Source organism: Ascidiaceihabitans sp. (genome assembly GCF_039986515.1).
In the GTDB taxonomy this organism is placed as follows: Bacteria; Pseudomonadota; Alphaproteobacteria; order Rhodobacterales; family Rhodobacteraceae; genus Ascidiaceihabitans.
In genome coordinates this window covers 11,699-33,821 of record NZ_JBDWQO010000024.1, presented here as the reverse complement: position 1 = coordinate 33,821, position 22,123 = coordinate 11,699, and the positions used below count along the sequence as shown (strand labels likewise).

18 protein-coding genes and 3 pseudogenes are annotated in these 22,123 nt (G+C 55.4%); 6 read left to right on the top strand and 15 right to left on the bottom strand.

The genetic code is table 11. The features are described from left to right. Positions 1 to 329 precede the first annotated feature (329 nt). Complete coding sequence (locus ABJL60_RS21300; protein ID WP_348289827.1) at positions 330 to 1,532, top strand: AAA family ATPase; 1,203 nt, start codon at positions 330 to 332, stop codon at positions 1,530 to 1,532. Continuing rightward, positions 1,529 to 2,515 (top strand): ParB/RepB/Spo0J family partition protein, encoded by a 987-nt coding sequence (locus ABJL60_RS21295; RefSeq protein WP_348376371.1) that lies wholly within the window; start codon positions 1,529 to 1,531, stop codon positions 2,513 to 2,515. The genes ABJL60_RS21300 and ABJL60_RS21295 overlap by 4 nt, the downstream gene beginning before the upstream one ends. 66 nt (positions 2,516 to 2,581) lie before the next feature. On the opposite strand, the gene ABJL60_RS21290 is transcribed toward ABJL60_RS21295, so the two are convergent. Next, a complete protein-coding gene (locus ABJL60_RS21290) occupies positions 2,582 to 2,893 on the bottom strand; it encodes a hypothetical protein (RefSeq protein WP_348376370.1) in 312 nt (103 codons plus the stop codon). Between the two features lie 170 nt (positions 2,894 to 3,063). Between ABJL60_RS21290 and ABJL60_RS21285 the strand changes: the two genes are divergently transcribed. Next, positions 3,064 to 4,182: a serine protease gene (locus ABJL60_RS21285; RefSeq protein ID WP_348376369.1), complete on the top strand. Its 1,119-nt coding sequence runs from the start codon at positions 3,064 to 3,066 to the stop codon at positions 4,180 to 4,182. Positions 4,183 to 4,376: 194 nt separating this feature from the next. Next, entirely contained in the window at positions 4,377 to 4,778 is a 402-nt protein-coding gene (locus tag ABJL60_RS21280; RefSeq protein ID WP_348376399.1) for a hypothetical protein, read from the top strand. Between the two features lie 39 nt (positions 4,779 to 4,817). Here the strand turns inward: ABJL60_RS21280 and ABJL60_RS21275 are convergent. After that, a pseudogene (locus tag ABJL60_RS21275) lies at positions 4,818 to 4,898 on the bottom strand (hypothetical protein); the annotation flags it as partial. Between the two features lies 1 nt (position 4,899). Further along, positions 4,900 to 5,016, bottom strand: a pseudogene (locus ABJL60_RS21270) (aldehyde dehydrogenase family protein); the annotation flags it as partial. A 230-nt stretch (positions 5,017 to 5,246) separates the two neighbouring features. Between ABJL60_RS21270 and ABJL60_RS21265 the strand changes: the two are divergent. Beyond that, positions 5,247 to 7,352 (top strand): molybdopterin-dependent oxidoreductase, encoded by a 2,106-nt coding sequence (locus ABJL60_RS21265; RefSeq protein ID WP_348376368.1) that lies wholly within the window; start codon positions 5,247 to 5,249, stop codon positions 7,350 to 7,352. Between the two features lie 70 nt (positions 7,353 to 7,422). Here the strand turns inward: ABJL60_RS21265 and ABJL60_RS21260 are convergent, their stop codons facing one another. Genes ABJL60_RS21260 through ABJL60_RS21235 form a run of 6 tightly spaced genes read right to left on the bottom strand, consistent with a single transcriptional unit; the run spans position 7,423 to position 14,085 of the window. Further along, positions 7,423 to 8,586, bottom strand: coding sequence for an ABC transporter substrate-binding protein (locus ABJL60_RS21260; protein WP_348376367.1), 1,164 nt, complete (start codon positions 8,584 to 8,586; stop codon positions 7,423 to 7,425). A gap of 51 nt (positions 8,587 to 8,637) precedes the next feature. Then, entirely contained in the window at positions 8,638 to 10,518 is a 1,881-nt protein-coding gene (locus tag ABJL60_RS21255; RefSeq protein WP_348376366.1) for an AMP-binding protein, read from the bottom strand. 4 nt (positions 10,519 to 10,522) lie between these two features. Continuing rightward, the gene (locus ABJL60_RS21250; RefSeq protein WP_348376365.1) at positions 10,523 to 11,317 is read right to left on the bottom strand and encodes an ABC transporter ATP-binding protein; all 795 of its coding nucleotides are present in this window, start codon (positions 11,315 to 11,317) and stop codon (positions 10,523 to 10,525) included. After that, on the bottom strand, positions 11,314 to 12,105 hold the full coding sequence (locus ABJL60_RS21245) for an ABC transporter ATP-binding protein (protein ID WP_348289803.1): 792 nt from the start codon (positions 12,103 to 12,105) through the stop codon (positions 11,314 to 11,316). The genes ABJL60_RS21250 and ABJL60_RS21245 overlap by 4 nt, the downstream gene beginning before the upstream one ends. Further along, positions 12,102 to 13,208, bottom strand: coding sequence for a branched-chain amino acid ABC transporter permease (locus tag ABJL60_RS21240; protein ID WP_348289800.1), 1,107 nt, complete (start codon positions 13,206 to 13,208; stop codon positions 12,102 to 12,104). The genes ABJL60_RS21245 and ABJL60_RS21240 overlap by 4 nt, the downstream gene beginning before the upstream one ends. A 1-nt stretch (position 13,209) precedes the next feature. After that, positions 13,210 to 14,085, bottom strand: coding sequence for a branched-chain amino acid ABC transporter permease (locus tag ABJL60_RS21235; RefSeq protein ID WP_108830508.1), 876 nt, complete (start codon positions 14,083 to 14,085; stop codon positions 13,210 to 13,212). Between the two features lie 223 nt (positions 14,086 to 14,308). Here ABJL60_RS21235 and ABJL60_RS21230 point away from each other — a divergent pair, with 223 nt between their 5' ends. After that, on the top strand, positions 14,309 to 15,661 hold the full coding sequence (locus ABJL60_RS21230; protein WP_348376397.1) for an ISNCY family transposase: 1,353 nt from the start codon (positions 14,309 to 14,311) through the stop codon (positions 15,659 to 15,661). 897 nt (positions 15,662 to 16,558) lie between these two features. Here ABJL60_RS21230 and ABJL60_RS21225 read toward each other — a convergent pair. The 6 genes and pseudogenes from ABJL60_RS21225 to ABJL60_RS21200 form a co-directional block, all read right to left on the bottom strand. Continuing rightward, positions 16,559 to 17,553 (bottom strand): annotated as a pseudogene (locus ABJL60_RS21225) (putative sulfate exporter family transporter). Positions 17,554 to 17,654: 101 nt separating this feature from the next. After that, positions 17,655 to 18,023: a carboxymuconolactone decarboxylase family protein gene (locus ABJL60_RS21220; protein WP_348289794.1), complete on the bottom strand. Its 369-nt coding sequence runs from the start codon at positions 18,021 to 18,023 to the stop codon at positions 17,655 to 17,657. Between the two features lies 1 nt (position 18,024). After that, the gene (locus ABJL60_RS21215; protein WP_348376364.1) at positions 18,025 to 19,713 is read right to left on the bottom strand and encodes a thiamine pyrophosphate-binding protein; all 1,689 of its coding nucleotides are present in this window, start codon (positions 19,711 to 19,713) and stop codon (positions 18,025 to 18,027) included. Between the two features lie 16 nt (positions 19,714 to 19,729). Then, positions 19,730 to 20,527: an alpha/beta hydrolase gene (locus tag ABJL60_RS21210; RefSeq protein WP_348376363.1), complete on the bottom strand. Its 798-nt coding sequence runs from the start codon at positions 20,525 to 20,527 to the stop codon at positions 19,730 to 19,732. After that, positions 20,527 to 21,123 (bottom strand): amino acid synthesis family protein, encoded by a 597-nt coding sequence (locus ABJL60_RS21205; RefSeq protein ID WP_348289944.1) that lies wholly within the window; start codon positions 21,121 to 21,123, stop codon positions 20,527 to 20,529. The genes ABJL60_RS21210 and ABJL60_RS21205 overlap by 1 nt, the downstream gene beginning before the upstream one ends. Continuing rightward, positions 21,113 to 22,120: an LLM class flavin-dependent oxidoreductase gene (locus ABJL60_RS21200; RefSeq protein WP_348502195.1), complete on the bottom strand. Its 1,008-nt coding sequence runs from the start codon at positions 22,118 to 22,120 to the stop codon at positions 21,113 to 21,115. The genes ABJL60_RS21205 and ABJL60_RS21200 overlap by 11 nt, the downstream gene beginning before the upstream one ends. Positions 22,121 to 22,123: the final 3 nt, after the last annotated feature.

Below are 22,123 nucleotides of genomic sequence, written 5' to 3'. Positions count from 1 at the left end.
GGTTTAATAACATATGCTTACACTGAATGAACTAGAACTATATGAATTAGAAAAGACTGGTTTTTTAGATTTGGTTTTAAAAAGCTTTTGCATTGACCCGTTCGTATTACAAACTTCGTTCCGACCAGCCAAAACTTACAAATTGGGCAACAAGCTTCCTATCGGGCAATAATGCTTCATTTTTTACGGCAGTACCTTGCGAATTTCCCACACTATGGTGCCACAGCCGCAAGGTGCGGTTTTTGGACGAACATGGCTAAGAATTCGCACTTTACCCAAGAACCATTTATCACCATGATTCGAAGGACACTTCCAAGATGGTAACATAGATGCAAAACCCTGCCCTGCCCCCTGTCACTTTAGATGATCTGGAAACCCTCGCGACACGCGCATCAACCGTCATCGGACGGTTGCGGGAACGCGTGTATGCCCCAGGGGCTGACAAGACATTGGACTTGCGGTTCAACATGCGCAAAGCCGCGGAAATGGTGGGCCGCAGTGAAAAAGCAATTCGTGATGCTGAAGATGACGGGCGCTTGCCTGAACCTGATAAAGACCCAACCACCAACCGCCGCACCGGATATGCATTAACCGATATCAACCGTATGCGTGCTTTGTTTGGAACATTGCCACATCGGGCCGAAACCGATGAGGCCCTTGTTTTGGCGATCCAAAACTTCAAAGGCGGCGTGGGCAAATCAACGGTAGTTTGTCATCTTGCACAGTACCTTGCGCTTAAAGGATATCGGGTGTGTGTGATTGATTGTGACAGTCAAGCCAGCACAACAAGCGTGTTCGGGCTGAACCCTGACGTGGATGTCGACGAAGACGAAGATACCCTGTACCCGTTTTTTCGTCACGGTGGCCCATCGTCTTTACACTATGCTTTACGTGCGACCTACTGGCCGAATGTGGCGCTTATTCCTGCCAACTTGGGCCTCTATGACGCCGAATACGAATTCGCTGCCCGCATGGTGCGCGAACAAAGTTTTGTTCTGGACCGTTTGCGTTCCGGCATAGATACCATCAAGGATCAGTTTGACGTCATTCTTCTGGATCCGCCCCCTGCCCTTGGCATGTTGTCTTTGTCTGTGTTGCGTGCGGCCAATGCCTTGGTGATCCCTGCACCTCCGAACAATATCGATTTTGGATCAACAGCGCATTTCCTTAAGATGATGGGTGCGACGATGCATGAACTGGCACAGGCTGGTGGCGCCCGCGAATATGCGTTTTTGCGCATTTTAGGAACTAAAATGAACGACAATAAGTCGGCGCATGTCGCGATCAAACGGATGATGGACGCTGTGTTCCCGATGGACATCATGCAAGCCGTGTTGAAGGACAGCGCGGAAATCGACAACGCCTCTGCCAACCTATCGACGGTCTATGAAACCACCGGGCCTGCGACCCGTACAGAAACGCACAAACGATGCCGGGCTTATCTGGATGCGGTGAACCGCGAGATCGAAGTTCTGATCCGCAAAACATGGCCAAGTCACTATCCCGCTTTGCGAAAGGAAGGACTGTTATGAACAAAAAGCATGACGCACTTTACGACGATGTGTTGGGTGGGCTGGACGACATGGCCCCTTCAAAATCTGCCGCGCGATCCAGTCGTTTCTTGAAAAGATCCACGACGATTGCAGATCAGGTTGCAGGCGATATAGAAGAAAAAACATTGCGATGGGTGGACCCCGCAGAGTGCCGGATGTGGGACCGTCACAACCGCGACTACGCCCTTTTGACCGAAGAAAACTGCCGCGATTTAATTGATGGCATCCGGTCTCAAGGCCGGCAGGAATTCGCGGCCATTGTGCGCCCCCTGCCCGATGGACCGCAGCGCTACGAAGTGATTTGCGGGGCCCGTCGTCATTTTGCGGTAAGTTGGTTGCGGGCGCATAACTATCTGCAATTCAAGTATCTGGTCGATGTCCGCGACATGACCGACGAAGAAGCGTTTCGTCTGGCAGACATTGAAAACCGTGACCGCGAAGACATCTCTGATTACGAACGCGCCATTGATTATGCGGATGCGATCGCCCGTTATTATGGCGGTAAACAAAAGGCGATGGCAGAACGGCTAGAGGTCAGCCCCCCCTGGTTAAGCCGCTATTTATCACTGGCAAATTTGCCGTCCCAAATCGTTGCAGCCTTCGCATCTATTCGTGATATCAAAGAACGCCATGCGCGTGATCTAAAGCCGCTGATTGCTGAAAAAAAGTCTCTAAATGCTTTGATAGAGACGTCAAATTCAATCGCTCAAGCGCAAGAAGGCGCGCGCAAGGGGTTGGGACGCCCTTTGGATGGTGTCGAAGTCATGAGGCGTCTTAAGGCGGCCTGTAAGCCTGCCGCTGTGTCAAAGCCGACCCATGAAAAAACCTATCGGCGTACGGCGGGTGATGTTCCGATCACCGTCCGGAACAAAGGCCGTCGCACTGTGGTGGAATTTGATAGCTCAATAGGAAGTGCTGCTTTGCGGGCCGCTTTGGAAAGTTTCTTGGATGACCGGAAATAGAAAATTGCCCATGGGCAATTTTCATTCCTAATGGGTGAAGATAAGGAAGTTGCCCATGGGCAACTTTTATTTTTTGGCATCCGGCACAGTATCGATATCGAACTGCAAAATCACAGGTTCCGGTCCGCTGTCTTCATCAAGTGAAACTGCGCCTCGGGTCGTTTGGCCAAATCCTGCCGTGCGCAGGGCATTGGCAAAATCGGAACCTTGTTCCTCTGTTCCGCGCAAGACTTCTATGGCGCTTTGGCCAAGGAGCCTAAGATCCTCGATCTCTGATTGAGTATCTGCCCGGGACAAAATCACCACAACACGGTCACGACCAAATGTGTCGTTCGTGACGCGAAACAGCCCCTTTTTTAGGGTGTCACCCGGTTGCAACCGGCCGCGGAAAAACGGAACGTCTGTGGCATGGTGATTTTACGCAGGCTTTGACGGGGCTCATGCGCGAAGTGCCTGATCTGAGCTATCCGCAACTGATTCAGGCCGCCGCACAACGCATGCAAAGCAAAGCGGGCCAAGCGGTGTAAACGCCGGATGCGGAAGGACCCATGGCAGATACTCCCGTTTTTGGCGGCGATGCGCCCGGCGTGTCGCGGATTGCGGTGGCGGGTCAGACGTTGATGGCGGGGCTTTTGGATGATGTGACGGCCAACAACACACTTGATGTGTCCAGCGCTGATCCGACACACCGCGTCGTGTGGACGGGCGACGGTTTGGCGCTGGTGGGCCGCGATGGGGTGCTGGACGGGCAGGGGGCTGGTGCCTCGCCGCGTTTGGGGGCAGGGGACGCGGATGTTCTTGCCACACGCTTGACCCAGGTGGCCGGTCTTATTCGGTTGGAACGGGCTTTGGCGCAGCTGGGGCAAGGCAGCCGCATTGGCGGGTTTTCCCTGCCTTCGTCAAAACCGGGCGCTGCTTTCAAGTTGCAAACTGGCGAAACAGGTCCGCAACAGCGTTGCGCCAAGCCAAGCGGCCCAAGGGTTGATGCCAAGGGCAAAGCCACAGCCAGTCACTGCGACATGTTGCAAGTCACGCTGAAAAACCCCACCGCGGGAATTGTGGATATGACGGTGCTCTATATCGATGCTGACAGTGCTATTTCGATGCTATGGCCGTCACAAAACCTGTCGAACCGATTGGAAAGCGGCGCCAAGGCGACACGCGCCGCAGAGGCGGAACAGGCCGACAGTGCAGGGCGCGTCATCGGTGGAGAAATCGAGGATTCCGGTGCATGGCCATCGCAGGTTGCTTTGCTGATTGCAGGTCAGCCAGTGACGCCAGATGCGCAGTTTTGTGGTGGATCAATGATCTTGGACACTTGGGTTTTGACGGCGGCGCACTGCATCCACATGGCGGATGCGAACGGGGTCTACCGTGATTTGAACCCGCAAGCGATTTCTGTGCTGATCGGCACCAATCTGCTGGCTGAGGGGCAGGGCGATGCTATTTCTGTTGAAAAGATAATCCGCCACCCCGCATACGTGGGTGAAGACTTTGACAATGACATTGCATTGATCAAACTGTCCCGTGCGCCAACCGTGCCTTTCAAAACCATTCAAGTGCCAGATGCGGAATTTGGCGACCAGTTGGACACGCCCGGTGTTCGCACTGTCGTGACGGGCTGGGGTCTAATCGAAGGCGCACAACGCACCGCGGAAATGCGATAGGCTGAAATCCAAATGTTAAGCCGTGAAAACTGTAACGAAGTCATGCTGGATTCGCGTGCCAAAGTAGCGTCCGAAGGGATCGCGTATGCCGCGTCAGCCTTTGGGCTAAAGCAGCCAGAGACCGAAGCGGTCTGGCAGGAACTCATCAGCCATGTGCGCGCGCCGTTGATTTTCGAACGGCCGTGCATGTATCGATGGAAACCGTGCCTTCAGATCGCTTCCTAACAGGATTTGTCATAAAAAAGGTATGGAATTCAAGACTTTGGCTGGCGATGTTGGCTGCGGCCAAAGAGTTTGCCGGTGGTGATCCTTCAGTTGTGGGATTGATTGAAGACGCAGAGGCCGAAGGTTCGCGTGGCCGCATCGGCGGCGCGTCACGTACTTTGTCGCGTTTGCCGGGTGGCAAAGTCGATATTTTCAAAGTTCCGTTTTATGGTGGCCGCCATGCTGAAATTGGCATCGCAGGTGACGGAGACAGCGATCTGGATTTGCTGGTAACAGACGAAAACGGCAACACCGTTTGTCTTGATCGCAGCTATTCTGACGTGATTTACTGTGAACACGGCTCGAACCCGTTGGCGGTCGGGCAGCAATGACACGTGGCTGATGCGCCCCACGTGCCAAAGTTGGCAAAAGATGCGCCACCCGCCTGCGTGCACCGCATCGGTGATCTTCTTCCAGCCCTCAACATGTGCGTCCGTGTAGATGCTGGGCATATCAAGATACCCCTTGCCCAAGTCGGACATTTGCGTTGACAAATTCCATCATGCCAAAGCCGCCGTCTTCACGACCGAAGCCCGAATTTTTGACGCCTCCAAAGGGCATGTTCGGGTCAATGATCACCACCTCGAACAGACCGTCTGGCAGGGTGTCGGGCGCTGTCGGGGATACAACGTGATGCGCACAAGATGGTTCCATAACGCTTTGTGCGGATGTCGCCTGCGCGGCTGTCAGCGCTGTTCACCATCAAAGCAGGACGTCACGTAAATCATCGCGAACCTTGCATGGATTCCGCAAATCGCGTCGTCTTCAAAGACCTTGACCCAAAGTACAGGATACGCGCCATGCAGCGACATTACCGGACGTGCAATATCTGTGAAGCGATGTGTGGCCTTGTGATCGAACACGAAGGCGATCAGGTTCTGAGCATCAAACCGCACAAGGAAGATCCGTTGTCGCGGGGCCATATTTGCCCGAAAGCTGTCGCGTTGCAGGATTTTCGCACCGACCCTGACCGGGTCACAACACCTTTACGCAAGCGGGGGCAGGAATGGGAGCCTGTCGATTGGGATGAGGCGATTGACTACGCGGCCCATGGCATACGTGCGGTGCAGGATGTGCATGGCAAAGACGGGTTCGGGGCATATCTTGGCAATCCCAACGCCCATAAGTTTGCGAACCTGATGACGTTGCCACGGCTGATCAAAGCCATCGGCACAACGCAACGCTATTCATCTGCGACCTCTGATCAAATTCCGCATCATGTTGCCTCTATTCATATGCTTGGCCATCCGATGCTGATGCCGATCCCCGATCTGGATCGCACGGATTATTTGCTGGTGATTGGCGGGAACCCGATGGTGTCCAACGGGTCCATGATGACGGCACCGGACTTTCCCGGGCGTATCGATGATCTGTACGCGCGCGGCGGGCGCATGGTCGTGATTGACCCGCGCCGCACAGAAACAGCGCGCCACGGCGCGGAACATCACTTTATCCGGCCTGAAACAGATGCGTTTTTGATCCTTGCTTTGATCCACGAGGTCTTTGCACAAAATGCAGTGGATCTTGGGGCACTGCGGGATGTGATCGACGGGGTCGAGGCGCTGCGAGATGCCGTGCAGCCCTTCACGCCTGATCTGGCGGCCCGCCACACAGGCATTGACGCCGCCACAATTCGCAACCTTGCAGCCGATTTCACAGGTGCAGAACGTGCTGTGTGTTATGCGCGTATGGGCGCGTCGACGCAGTCTTACGGCGGTCTGTGCCAATGGGCGACAAACGCCTTGAACATCATCACCGGCAATTTTGACGCGGTGGGCGGTGCTATGTTTACGACCCCGGCCTTTGACAACGTGGGATTGACGCGGCGCAAAGGTGCCCCACGCACCTACCCCGAAAAACGCAGCCGTGTCTCTGGTTTGCCGCTTTATAACGGGGAATTCCCAAGTGCCGTGTTGGCAGAGGAAATGGAAACCTCCGGTGCAGGTCAAATCAAGGGAATGATCACTGTTGCGGGAAATCCTGTGCTGACGGCCCCGAACGGGCGGCGCATCGAAAGCGCCCTGAAGGCGTTGGACTTTATGGTGTCCGTGGACATCCATATCAACGATACAACGCAACACGCCGACCTGATTTTGCCGGGCACTGTTGCCCTTGAAGAACCGGTTTACGATACGGTGTTCCATTCATTTGCGGTGCGCAACACAGCAAATTACGCAGACGCGTTGTTTGATCGCCCAAAAGGAATGATTCCGGAATGGGAAATCTTTGCACGCCTTGGAAATGCTTTGATGGGTGGCCGCGACCTTGGCCCGTCACCGTCCGAGCAATTGGATTATGCGTTATCGCGTGGGTTTCACGCACAGGCCGTGTCTGTGGATGTGTTGAAGGATCACGAAGGGTCCCTTGATCTTGGCCCGCTTGTGCCATGTTTGGCGCCGCGTTTGCAGACCCCTGATGGGCGATTGAACCTGTGCCCGGATGTATTTGTCGCTGATCTGCCGCGCCTTTTGGCGCACGAGACGCCAACGGATCGCCCCTATGTTATGATTGGACGCCGGCAAGTGCGCAGTCACAATTCATGGACGCAGAACGCGCCGCGATTGGTGAAGGGGCGCAATCGGTGTACCGTGCAAATCAATCCGCAAGATGCAGGCGAATTGGGTATTGCCGACGGCGCACAGGTGCGCGTGGCGTCGCGCGTCGGGCATATTGTGGCGCCAGCAGAAGTGACAGACGACATGGCCCCCGGTGTTGTTTCGATCCCGCAAGGATGGGGGCAGGGCGGGGGGCAATTGTCAGCGGCCACACAAACCCTCACAGTCTCGATTAACGACCTGACCGATGACAAACGTGTCGATGTTTTGACAGGAAATGCGGCGTTCAACGGATTGCCCGTTAGCCTGACACCTGTCGAAATGCCATCTGCACAGACGGCTGCCGAATAAGACGGATCGCAATAAAAAAGCGGGCCGATGATACGACCCGCTTTTCAATTTTATACTGAAATCAGGCGCCTTATTTGCGCGCGATTTCCATCCAGTTGCCGTCTTTGATGACAGAAATCACAACTTCGTCCGCGCCTTGGTGGTCTGTCGCGGAATATGTTACTTTGTTGCCGGATACGACATCTTCGTAGTTCAGGCTTTCGATGCCGGCCTGAAAGGATTTGGCGTTCAGGTCAGGGCCTGCCGCTTCCAAAGCACGGATCATTGTTTCTGCCGCAGAGTGGCCCAGCAATGCGCCGGAACCCGGCAATGCTTCGCCTGTCGCGTCTGTGAAACGCTTGAAGAACTTCTGCACTTCAGGCTTGTCCATACGTGACAGCAGATCAGCCCAACCAGAGGCCGCATACATGCCTTCGGTCACGCCGCCCGGCACTTTGGCCATAACTGTGTGGAAGCCCGCCGAGGAGTTCAGAAAGGACATGTTGGTCAGCCCCAGCTTTTTCGCTGTGCCGGACACTGTGATGGCCTGACGCACGCCCAAGGCCAATGCCACGATTTCGCATCCATCGGCGTTCAGTTTTTGCAACGCGCCCACGAAATCTGCATCGTCTGGCTTGTGCGTTGTCTCGGAGACAAAGTTCAGCCCGTCTGTTTCCGCTGAAATAGATTCTGCACCCTCTTTGATGTCTTTCCCAAAGTCGGTTGGCAGGTACATCGCACAAACGTTGCTGACGCTTTTTTGTTCGGCCAGATACGTCACGCCAACGCGGATTTGTTCGTAATACGTCGCGGTGCCCGCATAGTGCAGTGGTGAAAACGGTTCTGCCATTTGGCGGGCCGCAGACAGAGGCGACACGTTCGGCACGTTCTTGGCGTCTTGCAGTTTGAAGGCTGCGATGTTCATCGGCGTGCCCAAAGACAACAGCATCGCAAAGACTTTGTCGCCGTTGATTAGCTTGTTCATGCCTTGGATGGCTTTGGGCATTTGATAGGCGTGATCTTCCACGACAAAGCGGATTTTGCGTCCGTGAACGCCGCCAGCTTCGTTGACTTCGTCAAAGACCAGCTGTGCCGCTTTGACGGCGGGGGCGCCGAAGGCTGCAAACGGGCCGGACAGGTCCTGGTTGGACCCGATCAGGACTTCGGTGTCGGTGATGCCTTGTTCTGCCATCGCTGGACCGGCAGCGATTGTGGCTGCAACGGCTGCGGCCACCAGTTTTGTTGTATGCTTCATGTGTCTTCTCCCTTTTTATAGTTTCGATGTGAAAAGCCCCGGGCCCCGATGTCAATACATCTGGCCGATAAGCCCCGCATGTTTCGTTTCCACAAAGCTGCGTTTCAGCTTCATCGTGGGTGTCAGTTCGTCGTCGTCGGCGGTCAAAAGCACGTCGATCAGGCGGAAATCCTTGATCTGTTCGACCCGCGCGAAATCCTTGTTCACTTCAGTGATGGTGTCGCGGATCAGGTCCTGCACTTCGCTGGCCGCACACAAGGATGCGTAGTTGGAAAACGGCACCCGACGGTCTTGCGCGAATTTCTCGACGTTTTCCTGGTCGATCATCACAAGGCAGGTCAGGAATTTGCGTTTGTCGCCGATCACCACCACGTCCGACACATAGGGCGAGAACTTCATCTTGTTTTCGATCTCGGCTGGCGTGATGTTCTTGCCGCCTGCGGTGATGATGATGTCTTTCATCCGGCCGGTGATTTTCAGGAACCCTTCGTTGTCCAGAAAACCCACGTCGCCTGTGCGCAACCAGCCGTCTTCGGTGAAGGTTTCCGCCGTTTTTTCCGGGTTCTTCCAATAGCCTTGGAACACGTTGCCCGCGCTGTATTGCACTTCGCCCTCCGCTGATATGCGGATGTTTGCGCCGGGCAGGGCTGCGCCCACGGTGCCGACCTTGTTAGAGGTCAGGTTGTTGATTGAAATCACGCCAGAGCTTTCTGTCATCCCGTAGCCTTCCAGCACAGGCACGCCAATGGACTGATACCACCGCAGCAAGTCCGGGGAAATCGGCGCCGCACCCGATCCACCCCGCCGCAAACGGTCCATGCCGATCATGCGGCGCAGGTTTTGCAGCACTGCAAAATTCCAGAACTGATAGGACAGCTTGGTGCCAAAAGACGGTGTTTTGCCCTCTGCGATGCTGTCGGCATGGGCATTACCCGCCGCCAGGGCCTTGGCATAGGCCCATTTTTGCAGACCTGTGGCGTCCCCGATGCGGATCGACACCTGGCTGTAAATCTTTTCCCAAAGGCGCGGCACAGCCACGAAAGTTTGCGGGCTGACCTCTTGCAGGTTGTCAAAGATCGTCTCGGGGCTTTCGGCAAAGTTAATGGTCGAGGCGGCCGCAATCGGCCCGTTGACCGAAAACACCCGTTCTAGAATGTGACACAGGGGCAAAAAGCAAAGCTGATCGTCGGTGTCAAAGACGGGGCCGTCCCGCAGGCCAGCGGACACCGAAAAGATCAGGTTGCCGTGGCTGATCATTGCGCCTTTGGGCTTGCCTGTGGTGCCCGATGTGTAGACCAAAATTGCCGTATCATCGGGTTTTGTGGCCTCGATCGAGGTATCAAAGGCCGTCGGGTTGGCGGCGTCGTAGGTTTTGCCGATCTCGTATAGCTCATCCAGAAAGATGATCTGCGGGTCTTCAAAGCCGTGCAGCCCGTCGCGTTCGATCACAATGACTTTCAACAGCCCCGGCATCGCGTCGCGCACTTGCAGGAATTTGTCCAGCTGTTCGTCGTTTTCTACAATCAGAAAGCGGCTGTCAGAGTTGTTGACCAGATATTCCAGCTGTGATGCGGAATCGGTGGTGTAGATGCCCGAACAAATGCCGCCCACAGATTGCACACCCATGTCGGTATACATCCATTCCTTGTTGTCCTCGGACAGGATCGACACGACTTCGCCGCGCTTCAATCCAAGCGACACCAGACCAAGGCCAAGGTGTTTGGCCCGTTCAAAATAGTCTGTCCACGAATGGGATCGCCATACGCCAAATGTCTTTTCGCGGTGCGCGGTGCGTGTGCCGTGTTCCTTGCAGCGGGCGCGAAACAGCTTGGGTGTAGTGTCTTGCCCGTCGATATAGAACGGACCCTGCGACAGATCCGCGTTGATCGTCAGCCCATGCAGGGTTTGCTGTGGGGGAAGCGTGTTGGTCATTGGGCTATCTCCACGTTTTGCGTTGTTTCCAGCGGCGTTGCCCGCGCTGGTTTTCATCCTGACTGACACCAAGATAGAATTCCTGAATGTCCTTGGACGCGGCGAGAACCTCGGCTTTGTCGTCCATCACAATGCGCCCAAGCTCCATCACGTAGCCATAGTCAGCTGCATCCAGCGCCACTTTGGCGTTTTGTTCCACCAGCATCATCGTGACTTTTTGTTCGCGGTTCAGGCGCACGATGATCTCGAAAATTTCCTGCGTCAGAAGGGGGGACAGGCCCAGCGACGGTTCGTCCAGAAGCATCAATTTGGGCTGCGACATCAATCCGCGTCCGATGGCCAACATCTGCTGTTGCCCGCCAGACAGGGTGCCTGCGCGTTGGGCGCGGCGGTCTTTAAGGACGGGGAAATAGGAATATACCATTTCTTCGTCCCGCGCGATGTTGCCGCGATCTTTTCGCGTGTAGGCGCCCATGGCGATGTTCTCGGCTACAGTCATCAGCGGAAAGATCTCGCGGCCTTCGGGGACGTGCACGATGCCTCGGCGCACGATGTCGTCGGGTTCCATCGCGTGGATGGGCGTGCCCTGCATCTGGACGCTGCCTTTTTCGGGATCCATGACGCCCGAGATGGTTTTCAACAGGGTCGTTTTGCCCGCGCCATTGGCGCCCAGAACGGTGACGATCTGGCCTTCGTGAACCTTCAGGCTGACGCCGCGAATGGCCATGATGGGGCCATAATAGCTTTCAAGGTTGTCGATTTGCAAAACGACGTTTGAGGATGTGCTGTCATTGGTCATGCGCGTGACGTCCCTGTCTTGGAGATTTCGCCAGTGCCCAAATAGGCCTCGATCACAGCGGGGTGCGATTGCACTTCCGCGGCGGTGCCGGTTGCCAGTTCCTTGCCATCCGACAGGGCCATGACGCGGTTCGACACCGCAGACACCAACCCCATGTCGTGTTCGACCATCATCACGGAAATACCCATTTGCGTCTGGATGTCTTCGATCCAAAAGGCCATGTCCTGGGTTTCCTCGACGGACAGGCCCGACGCGGGTTCGTCCAGCAACAAAAGCTTGGGCTCTGACGCCAAGGCACGGCCCAGTTCGACCACTTTACGCACGCCGTAGGGCAGGCCGCCAATCATCTTGTCGCGGTAGGCTTGCAGGTTCAAAAAGTCGATGACTTCTTCCACGGCTGCACGGTGACGCAGCTCTTCGCGGTGCGCTTTGGGGGAAAAGACGATGTTGGACAGCATGCCGGTTTGCCGGTGCCGGTGACGGCCCACCAACAGGTTTTGCAACACGCTGGCCTGTTCAAACAGTTCGATGTTCTGGAACGTGCGGGCGATGCCAAAGCTGGGCACTTGATCCGATGTGCGGGTCAGCAGGTCATTCCCATCAAAGGTGATGCGCCCCTCGGCCGGGTCGTAGAACCGCGAAATCAGGTTAAAGATCGTCGATTTGCCTGCCCCGTTGGGACCGACAAGGGCAAAGACTTCGCCTTCTTCCACCTTCAACGATACGTTGTCGACAGCCACCAGTCCGCCAAAGCGCAGGGTGACGTTTTCAATCTCAAGCAAGCTCATTGTACACGGTCCGTCTTGAGGTAGGATTTTTGACGTTTGAACATGTCTTTGCGGTAGAAGGGGAACAGTTCAAAATAGGTTCGGATTTTTAACCATCGCCCGTAAAGCCCCATGGGTTCAAACAGGATGAAACAGATCAGGATAAAGGCGAACAACGCGCTTTCCAGACCCGGAATGTTGATGTTCACATCGAAGGTCGTCGCCAAAAAGGACCGCCCGTTGGCGATGGCCACAGGGATGATCCCCACAACGATCGCCCCGAAGAACGCGCCATGGATAAAGCCCAACCCCCCGATGACGATCATCAGCAGTAGCGTGATAGACATGACCAGATCAAAGGTTTCGTTGGTGACGTAGCCCGCGGAATGTCCAAACAAGGCCCCCGCCAACCCCGCAGCCGTTGCGGACAGAAAGAACGATGTGGCCTTGGTGCGCGTCAGATTGATGCCCATGGCCCGTGCCGAGATTTCGCTGTCGCGCACCGCCGTGAAACTGCGCCCTGTCGGCGTGCGCAAAAGGTTGCGGTAGAACCAAACGATCAAGATGGCCACGAACAACACCAGATAGTAGAATTTGTAAGGCGTTGAATAACGGTTCACTTCCATGCCGAAGATATTGATGTCTGGCACGGCTGCACCCGCGATACCGCCGGTCCATGGTTCCAGAATTACAACAAAATCGCTGGTCAGGATGGAAACAGCCAAAGTGGCCAGCGCCAGATACACACCGTGTAAGCGCAAAACAGGCAGGGCGATCATTGTGCCCAAGAGGCCCGCAATCAAACCGGACACGGGGAAGGCGATAATCCAAGGCACCCCTGCGCCGAGAAGGTTGATGTTTGCGTAGCAGCCGATGGCCATGAAGGTGGCGTGGCCAAGGCTTGGCAATCCTGTGTGGCCGGTCAGCAGCATCAGCCCCATGCCTGCGATGGCCAAAATCAGGACGCCGGTGATTTCACCCAGAAGATAGGCGTCGCCGATGGCCACAAAATACAGCGGCGTGGCCAAAACAAGCAGCAAAAGCAAAGCATACCAGATGGCTTGTGCGCGGTGTTTGAACAGGCGGATGTCCGCATCATAAGACGTTTTGAAGACAAAGCGCATCTTACACCTTCTTTCTTTGCGTCTGGGAAAAGATGCCGCCGGGGCGGAAGATCAGGATCAAAAGCAAGATCGCATATGGCGCGATCTGACTGACGCCGGGGGGGCCAAAGCGCGAGGCCAAGGGTTCAACCAGCCCGATGATCAGACCGCCCAGCAAAGCGCCGGGCAGGGACCCGAACCCGCCGATGGCAGCCGCCGCAAAGGCCTTGATGCCCAAAAGACCGGTGGATGGGTCAATCGCGCCCTTGGATGCAAACAAGATGCCCGCGACAGCGGCGACCATACCCGACAAGCCCCAGACAAGGCTGTGAATGCGTTTCACAGGAATGCCCATGTAATAGGCGGCCAACTGGTTTTGGGACGCGGCCTGCATGGCAAGACCAATGCGACTGCGTGAGAAGAATAGATAGAACAGAACCGTCAAGATGCCCGTGACAACAACGATCAAAACCTCGTCGATGCCCAAAACGACCCCACCGCTGCGGATGTCCTGACCCGCGTAGGGGGTTTCAAGGGATGTGGGTTCATGGCTCCAGATGGAGCCGGCGAAGAAGCGGATGATGAACCCCATGGCGATGGTCAGGATCACAATCGACGTTTGCGATTGACCAAACATGTGGCGCAGGATGCCCCAGTTGAACAGGTACCCGAAAACGCCCATCACAAGGATCGATAGGGGCACGGCCAGCCAAAAATTCAGCCCCATATATTCGTGGTTGGTAAAGCCGATGCACACAAATGCACCCAGCATCATGAAATCACCTTGCGCGAAATTCACGGCCTCTGTGGCCTTGTAAATCAGCACAAATCCCAAGGCGATCAGCCCATAGACACAGCCATTGGCCAGGCCGCTGATAATCAGCTGCAAAAAATCCATGGTGCTCCTCCCAAAGTCCAATTGGCCGAAGCTAACCAGCGAACCCATCGGATCACAATGCGATTTCCCGAAGGATACGTTACGTAAATAAGTCAAAAGCTATGGAAATTACATAATACAGACTACAGGTAAGAAGCGTGTAGCCGCAAAGTTAAAATGTCCCACATCTGCAAAGTAGAAGTGTCACACTTCCCTGTTGATCAAGCAGGAATGGAGTGTGGCCGTGGGATTGGTGACGATGAGCGAACATGAACTGAACCGCATCGAGGTGCTGAGTGAAGTCACACAAGGCCGGATGACGGTTGTGATGGCAGCGCATGTTTTGGGATTGAGCCGCAGACAGGTCCAAAGATTGATCAAAACCTTTCGATCTGACGGCGCTGCTGCCATCCGGCACAAAGCGCGTGGTCGCAGGTCGAACAATCAAATAAATCCAGCGATCCGTGACTACGCCGTCGCCTTGGTCAAAGAACGATATGTCGACTTTGGACCGACATTCGCGGCTGAGAAGCTGGCAGAAGAACACGATCTTAAAGTCTCGCGCGAGACGCTGCGCAAGTGGATGCAGGACGCCGGGATCTGGCTGAGCCGCAAGCAACGGCGGACGTTTCATCAACCACGCATGCGCCGCGAATGTCTGGGCGAGCTAGTCCAGATCGACGGGTCTGATCACCATTGGTTTGAGGATCGTGGGCCCCGATGCACCCTGCTCGTGTTCATCGATGATGCGACCAGTACGCTGATGCAGCTGAGGTTTGTTCAGTCAGAAAGCACATTCAGCTATTTCGAAGCGCTCGATCTGTACCTGTCAGCACATGGGCGGCCAGTCGCGTTCTATTCTGACAAGCATTCTGTATTCCGTGTGGCCAACCAGTCGGCCAAATCTGGGCATGGCACGACGCAATTTGGCCGCGCATTGAATGCGTTAAACATCGAGATTCTATGTGCAAACAATTCTCAAGCCAAAGGTCGTGTTGAGCGCGCCAACCGTACATTGCAGGACCGTTTGGTCAAAGAACTCAGGCTCGCTGACATCTCTGACATGGACGCGGCCAATGCGTTCCTGCCCGACTTTACTGAACGCTATAACGCCAAGTTTGCAAAAGCCCCGCGTCGTGTTGATAACCTGCATAGGCCAATGAACATCGAGCCGAATTGCCTGCGGGATGTGTTTTGTTTCCGTGACGAACGGCTGGCCGGTAAGCAGCTCGCGTTTTCCTATGAACGGCAACGGATCATCCTGGCTGAGAATGATATCACCTGCGATCTACCCGGCAAATATGTTGATACGTTTGCCTTTCCAGATGGCCGCTTTGAAGTCCGCTGGAAGGGTGTCTCACTCCTCTACTCCATCTTCGACAAAGATCAGCGTGTCACACACGCAGCAATCACCGAGAACAAGCGATTGGGCGCAGTTCTGGAACAAATCAAAGCCGAGCAAGATAAATCAGCGCCCAAGCCGCGACGCGCTGGAAAGCAGCGGTCCCGCTATGAACCAACCGGACACCGCAACGATGGGTGGAACTCAAAACTCGCCAGAAGAGCTAAGAAAAAAGCCGAAGCGCAAGAACCGTGAATGGCGACTGTGCGGACCTTGTTACCAGTGGTTGGATTTAGCCAAGCACTTTAACTGCTACGACAAAGTAGAGGCAGACTCCCGCAAACATTACGGCATCGCACCACAACGGCTCGCGCAGCCCTGCGTCAATTCTTTGACCTACTCCGTAGGCCGTAACGATGCGGCTTCCCACCCCAAAAAACCTATAAAGTAAACGTATTATCAAAGGGCTATCCTTCATACGTCCACAGAATAGTTCAACAGACTTAGGATAAAAGACATGGGCGCGTACTGACATGTAAACTGAAAGGCCAAGCAGCACGGCAAGTAAGAGTATCAATTTCAAGGCGTCTCCTGAGGGTCAAAAATCTGTATGCTAGTTGCAAAGGAGAGTCGACTTTGGGCGGCGATCAGTTGAAACCTCAGCTCGACGCGGACATCTGACGATTTTGCTTGCGACCGTCACGCGCTACCCACCCGCAAGGCTTTTCAGCCCTTCGATGTGTGGGGTCTTCGGGCTGCTAAGCCTTGTTACCGCGGGTCCTTGGGGTGACATTTCTACTTTGCGCAACCCGCGACATTTTAACTTGGTTGCAACAAAGCGCTGACTCAATAATTGGCCCGTCTGTCAGAGCACTTTTCCTGCGCTGCCAAACACTGCTTGTCCTGATTCCCTCGGCATTGCAGTCGTTCGCTGCACCTTCCAGGAACTCACACAGGGCGGACAAAGCCGACTTTTGCAGGCGCGGCTACTACTGGCGCAGCATTCTCTTGCAGTTGCAGCGTTGCTCTTTTGGCAGTCCAGTAAATTTTGCCGAACCGGGCGTTCAAAAAAACAGTTTCTGGATGAATGCTGGCCGACCTTTCGCTGCAGTCCGCCCCAATGATAATGAAGAAAAATGCGCCGATTCACCTTCAAACTTCCAGAAGCAACACACCGGCCAAGACCAACCCTGCAATGAACAAGGTTTCTGCGACTATTAGGGCAATTGCTTGGCCGCCAACTTCAAGAATACACTTAAGCGATGTCTTCATCCCAACAGCGGCTATCGACACGAGGAGCGCCCAAGGGGACAGACTCGACATGCCCTCGGATGCAAAACTTGGAACAAGCCCCAAAGAGTTCAGTGTGGCAAAGGCCAGAAATCCCAGAACAAAGAGAGGTAGCATGGGCGGGCGCTTTCCATTTGCTTGTGATCCCTCATCAAAGCGACGCATGATTATGGCGATCATCAAAACCACCGGAGCAAGCAACGCAACACGCATAAGTTTGACCAGTGTGGCGCCCTCTCCTGTAAGGTCGGACATGGAAAACCCGGCACCGACAACCTGCGCCACATCATGAATAGTCGCGCCAAGGAAAACCCCTGCAACCGGATCGCTTAGGGACAAGCTCTTTGCGATGATCGGATAGAGGATCATGGCCAAGGTAGACAGAACAGTGACCGAAAGCACCGTGAAAATCAGGTTGCGTGCTGTATGTTCGTTGCGCGGTAAGACAGCGGAGATAGCCAGAGCAGCGGAGGCACCACAGATTGCCACCGATCCGCCGGTCAACAGACCAAAGCGCCAACCCCGACCGAGTAGGCGCGCGCCTACGAGGCCAAAACCGATGGTCAACGCGACACCCGCGAGCACCACCCCAATCAGCCCCACCCCGAGCCCCAGCATCAGTTCAACGCTGATCCTCACTCCCAAAAGTGCCAGGCCAATACGTAGCACGCTGCGCGCTGCAATTTGATACCAAGTTTACAGGGGCCGTCCTCAGACAAGAAATTCAGAGCAATGCCCAAGAGAAGCGGCATGAGCTTAGTGGGGGCACCGTAGTGCTCAGACAGAAATCGCGCAGCAACTGCGACAATGACTGCAACAAGAATGCCCTTGGTGTTTGTACGAATTGTTTCGTGCATGGCAAATGCAGCCGCGGAGACGGACATGGGCATAAGATATTGCTTTCTTGGAGGGAGGATGGCTTGATTGCCAAGATCAAGCCATCTCTATCAGTCGTGCCTTAGCCTGTAGTTTTGAGTTTTTCCACTTCTTCCAACAGGATCGGAACGCCCATGGTCATGGAATGGATCCCCATGATCGAAGTGAGTTGGATGACTTCTAGAATTTCCTCCTTTGTGGCCCCGGCCTCCAACGCGTTGGCCATGTGCCGTCGCGCACCGGACGGCCAAAGGTGGGTGGTGGCGACGTTTATGGCAATGAAGATCAGCTCTTTGGTCTTCTGATCCAGCGGTCCGTTTTGCGGTACAGATCGGAATTGCAAGAACGCCTCTAGGTAGTCGGGGTCCAACTCTTCCAGCGAAGTCCAGAACGGATTCCAGTCGCCTGTGGCACGCTGTGCTTCGGTTGCGGGATAGGTTTTGTCGACCATCTTAGCCTCCTCTGTGTTTGAAGCTGTCACGGCGGAAAGAGTAGAGCGCCGCCGGGTCGACCATCACGTCGATCACAGCGGGTTTACCACACACCAGCGCCGCCTCTATGGCCTCTGCCGTTTGGGTCAACGTGTCTGCGCGGTAGCCCTTGGCGCCATAAAGCTCGGCCAACTTGTCGAACGGCGGGCTGGAAATATCTGCGCCAATGTAGCGGCCATTGAAGAAATCACGCTGATAAGCCTTTTCCGCGCCCCAGCAGCCGTTGTTCATCACCACGGTTACGGTGTTGATGCCATAGTCAACCGCTGTGGAAAGTTCGGAGGTTGTCATGCCAAAGCCGCCATCGCCCATAAGGCTGACCACCGGACGATCGGGCATCGCCAACTTAACCCCGAGACCTGCCGCAAAGGAAAAGCCAACCAACCCGAAATCAAGCGGTGTGAACAAGCTCTTGGGTTGCCAGTAGTTCAGTTTGTCTGTCGCTTGAAGGCAAAGCGTGCCTGCATCCATCGTATAGGCCGCGTTTTGCGGAACCACATCGCGCAGCGTTTTGAACAGGCCCGATGGCTGGATGATGGAATTGTCCACATCCGCCTCGGCGTCGCGGCGGGTTAGAAATGCCTGCCGCTCTGCCTTGAAACTTTCGGTCCAGGCCTCGGCTTCGGCGCGATTGTTCAACTTTTCTGCCTCGGTCCGAAGTTGATCGGCCACTGTGGGCGCATCGCCCCAGATGCCGATCTCGACCGGGAAGTAACGGCCGATGGCAGTAGGCTCTTGTTCCACATGAATGATCGCCGCATCGCAGTTGATGTTGTCGTAGCTGTAGAACGTCGCGTTAAAACCGATCCTTGTGCCAAGCGCGAGGATCACATCGGCTTCTTTCATCAGGCGCGAGGCAACTTCGTTGCCCCGCGGCCCCGTTTGACCAGCATTCAGCGGGTGGCCAAACGGGATTGCATCACCATGTCCGGGAGAGGAGACGAGCGGTGCGTTAAAAGCTTCTGCAAGTGCAATAGCGCGATCTGCGGTGCCTGTGTTCTTGATGCCTGCACCGACCATGATCACTGGGCGCGCGGCGTCGGCCAGCATCTTGGCGGCGCGGGTTATAGCATCTGCTGGCCCAGCCGTCGCCCCAACAGGGCGATAGCTCTTGGGGGGCAGCATGGGGCCGTATTCGGCCTGAGTGGACAGCACGTCGCGTGGCAAGTTCAGATGGACTGGCCCTTTGCGCGGTGCGTTGGCGACGCGGAAGGCCTCTTGCACAAGTTCCGGCACTCGGTCTGCCGATGGTGCGGTCCAGGTTTTTTTGGTGATCGGTGTGAACAGCGCCTGTTGATCCACCTCCTGAAAGGCATCTCGATAGACGTGGCCCGTGGCCAGCGCGCCACCAATCGAAACGATTGGCGTATAGGCGGCTTTGGCTTGCGCCAGGCCGGTCACAAGGTTCGTGGTGCCTGGCCCGTTTTGCCCAGCCAGAATTACACCGGTATTGCCAGATGCCCGTGCATAGCCATCGGCCATATGGGTGCCGGTGCGTTCGTCATGCACGCCGATAAAGTTAATGTCCTTGGCATCATAAAGTGCGTCGAACATTTCCATCGTGGCCGATCCGATCAGGCCAAAGACATATTCGGTTTTCTCGGCTTTGAGCGCCTCTACGGCGGCCTGTCCTCCAGAAATTTGGGTCATGTGGTGTTCCTTTTAACTAAGTTAGAACGCGATCAAGGAATGCCCGAACCGCTTCGCAGAAAAGATCGGGCTGCTCGATGAGCCCAAGATGTTGAAGATGTGGCACGATGCAGGTTTCCGCGCAGAGTGTTTCCGAGGCGATGGCATGGCTCATCGCAGGGGTAGAGCCACTGTCGTGTTCACAGGTCATGACCAGCATAGGCGAGGCGAGGCGGGGCATGGGCGCAATCAGCTCCGTCACGCCCTCCGCCAGCACTTGTCGATGGGCAGCGTAGTTTGCTGGATCATTGGTTAGAACGACTTCGCGCACTGCCGCCACCCGACCCGCGTGATCACGACGGAAACCTTCGGTGAACCAGCGCGCCAATGTCACGTCGATGCCCGTTTCTGGCCCTCCTTTGGCTGTGCTGCGCGCACGTTCCTCAACAATTTGTTGCTGTTCCACACCTCGATCATGAGGTGAATTGAGGATCGCAAGCGCACTCACCCGATCTGGATAATCCATTGCGCAGCGGCGGTTGATCATACCTCCCAGCGAAAACCCCACCAACGCCGCACGATCGATGGCCAATTCATCAAGCAAGGCGATCAATTGTGCGCTAAGCGCGGTTAGGTCGACCGGCCCACCCGGCAATTTCGTCTCCCCATGGCCAAGCAGATCATAACTCAGCACCCGGTAACCTAGCGCCAGCACCGGTGCGATTTGCCCCCATGTGCTGTCGCGGGTCAGGCCAAGCCCGTGGATGAGCACCACAGCTGGCGCATCCTCGGGGCCCGTCAGATTATAGGCTGTGCCATCGCCAGACAACGCCATCAGATGCCCGCCGGATTTTCGGGATTGCGGCCCATCTCTGCCAGATCCTGATAGCGATCACCGATCCGGTGGTTGGGGTGCCCGCCAACAGAAGCCCCAAGGGCCACGACAATTTCATCTGCGGCTGGTGCATCACTGATGCTGGTCTGGATGGTCTGGTAATGCGAGCGGCGCCCGCCATCATCCTTGTCCATCAGCGGAATCGTGATCGCGCAATCGGCTGCTCCACGCGTGTTCGAAAAGACAAGATAGGATTTGGCGTCCACCGCTTCACGCAACTGATTGCCGAAATGTACCGTATGGGTCATGGCCTGAGCATGCTCGATCTCACCGCCCATGCCGACCACGCTGGCCTTGCCGCAGCCTTCCAGCCGATCGCCAGTTACGTCCAAGAGCATCTCCGTCAGAAGTTTGCCAATCAGCGGGCCGTGCTCCATGATCTCTGGCCGCATGTTTTCCACATGACCACGACCGAACCAGGGGTTCTTGATGATTGCCATGGCCGCGACCAGCAACGTCGGTTCATCAACCTTCTTCCAGCCCTCGAGAAACGTGGTCTGTTGCCATAGCAACGTGCGTCGAATTTCAATTGGCATTGGCGATTTCCTTCTGAGCAAATGCAGGCATCACTTCGTCAATGAACAGGCGCAGCGATTGCTTTTGGCGCTCCATGTCCAGACCCATACTGGCGTAATAGATGAATGCATCGACGCCGAGCCCTTCATATTTTCGCAGCTTTTCAATAACCTGGTCGGGGCTTCCCAAGATGAGGTTCTCTTCCAGCATCTGTGGGTCAACCCGATAATTTCCTTCCAGCGTTTCCAGCGGCACCGGGTCAGGATAGCCGTCAACGACATCTCCAGATTTCATCATCAAGTTGCCGAAGCGTGCCAGGATTTGGCGCACAGCTGCCAAAGTGGCGTGGCGGTCATCGTCATTGTCATAAACGACCGTGTGACGCATCATGGCAAATGCACCGTCGTATCCAGGGTTCAGGCGCGCCTTGCTGTCATCGAGCATGTCGCGATATTTCTTGGCCTCCGAAAACGGCAGCGTCAGCGGCCAGCTCATGATGTTGCAGTTGTTTTCGACAGCGTAGTCAAAAGTGATGGGTGAGCGCGCGGCGACCCAGATCGGCACGTCTTTTTGCATCGGTTTAGGACAAGACGTCGCCTTGGGGAATTTCCAGAATTGGCCATCATGCTCGACATCGCCTTTCCAGAGCTTCTGCACCAGTGGCAACATCTCCTGCATATATTGCCAACTGTCTTTCTGTTCGAGGCCAGGGAACATCCGGTCAAATTCGCGCTGATAGGCACCGGACCCCACACCAAAATCCATGCGCCCACCCGACAGTAGATCAACCAAAGCGGCCTCTCCGGCAAGCTTGATTGGATGCCAATAAGCCGCATTGGCGACGCCAGCGCCAACACGGATATTTTTCGTGTGATCGGCCCACCAAGTCATAAGGCTGAAGGGGTTCGGCGCGATGGTCATTTCCAGCGCGTGGTGTTCGGCCGCCCAAGCGACCTCAAAGCCCGCCTTATCCGCCATTTGCACCATCTCGATTGTATGGTCACGGACATCAACCATGTT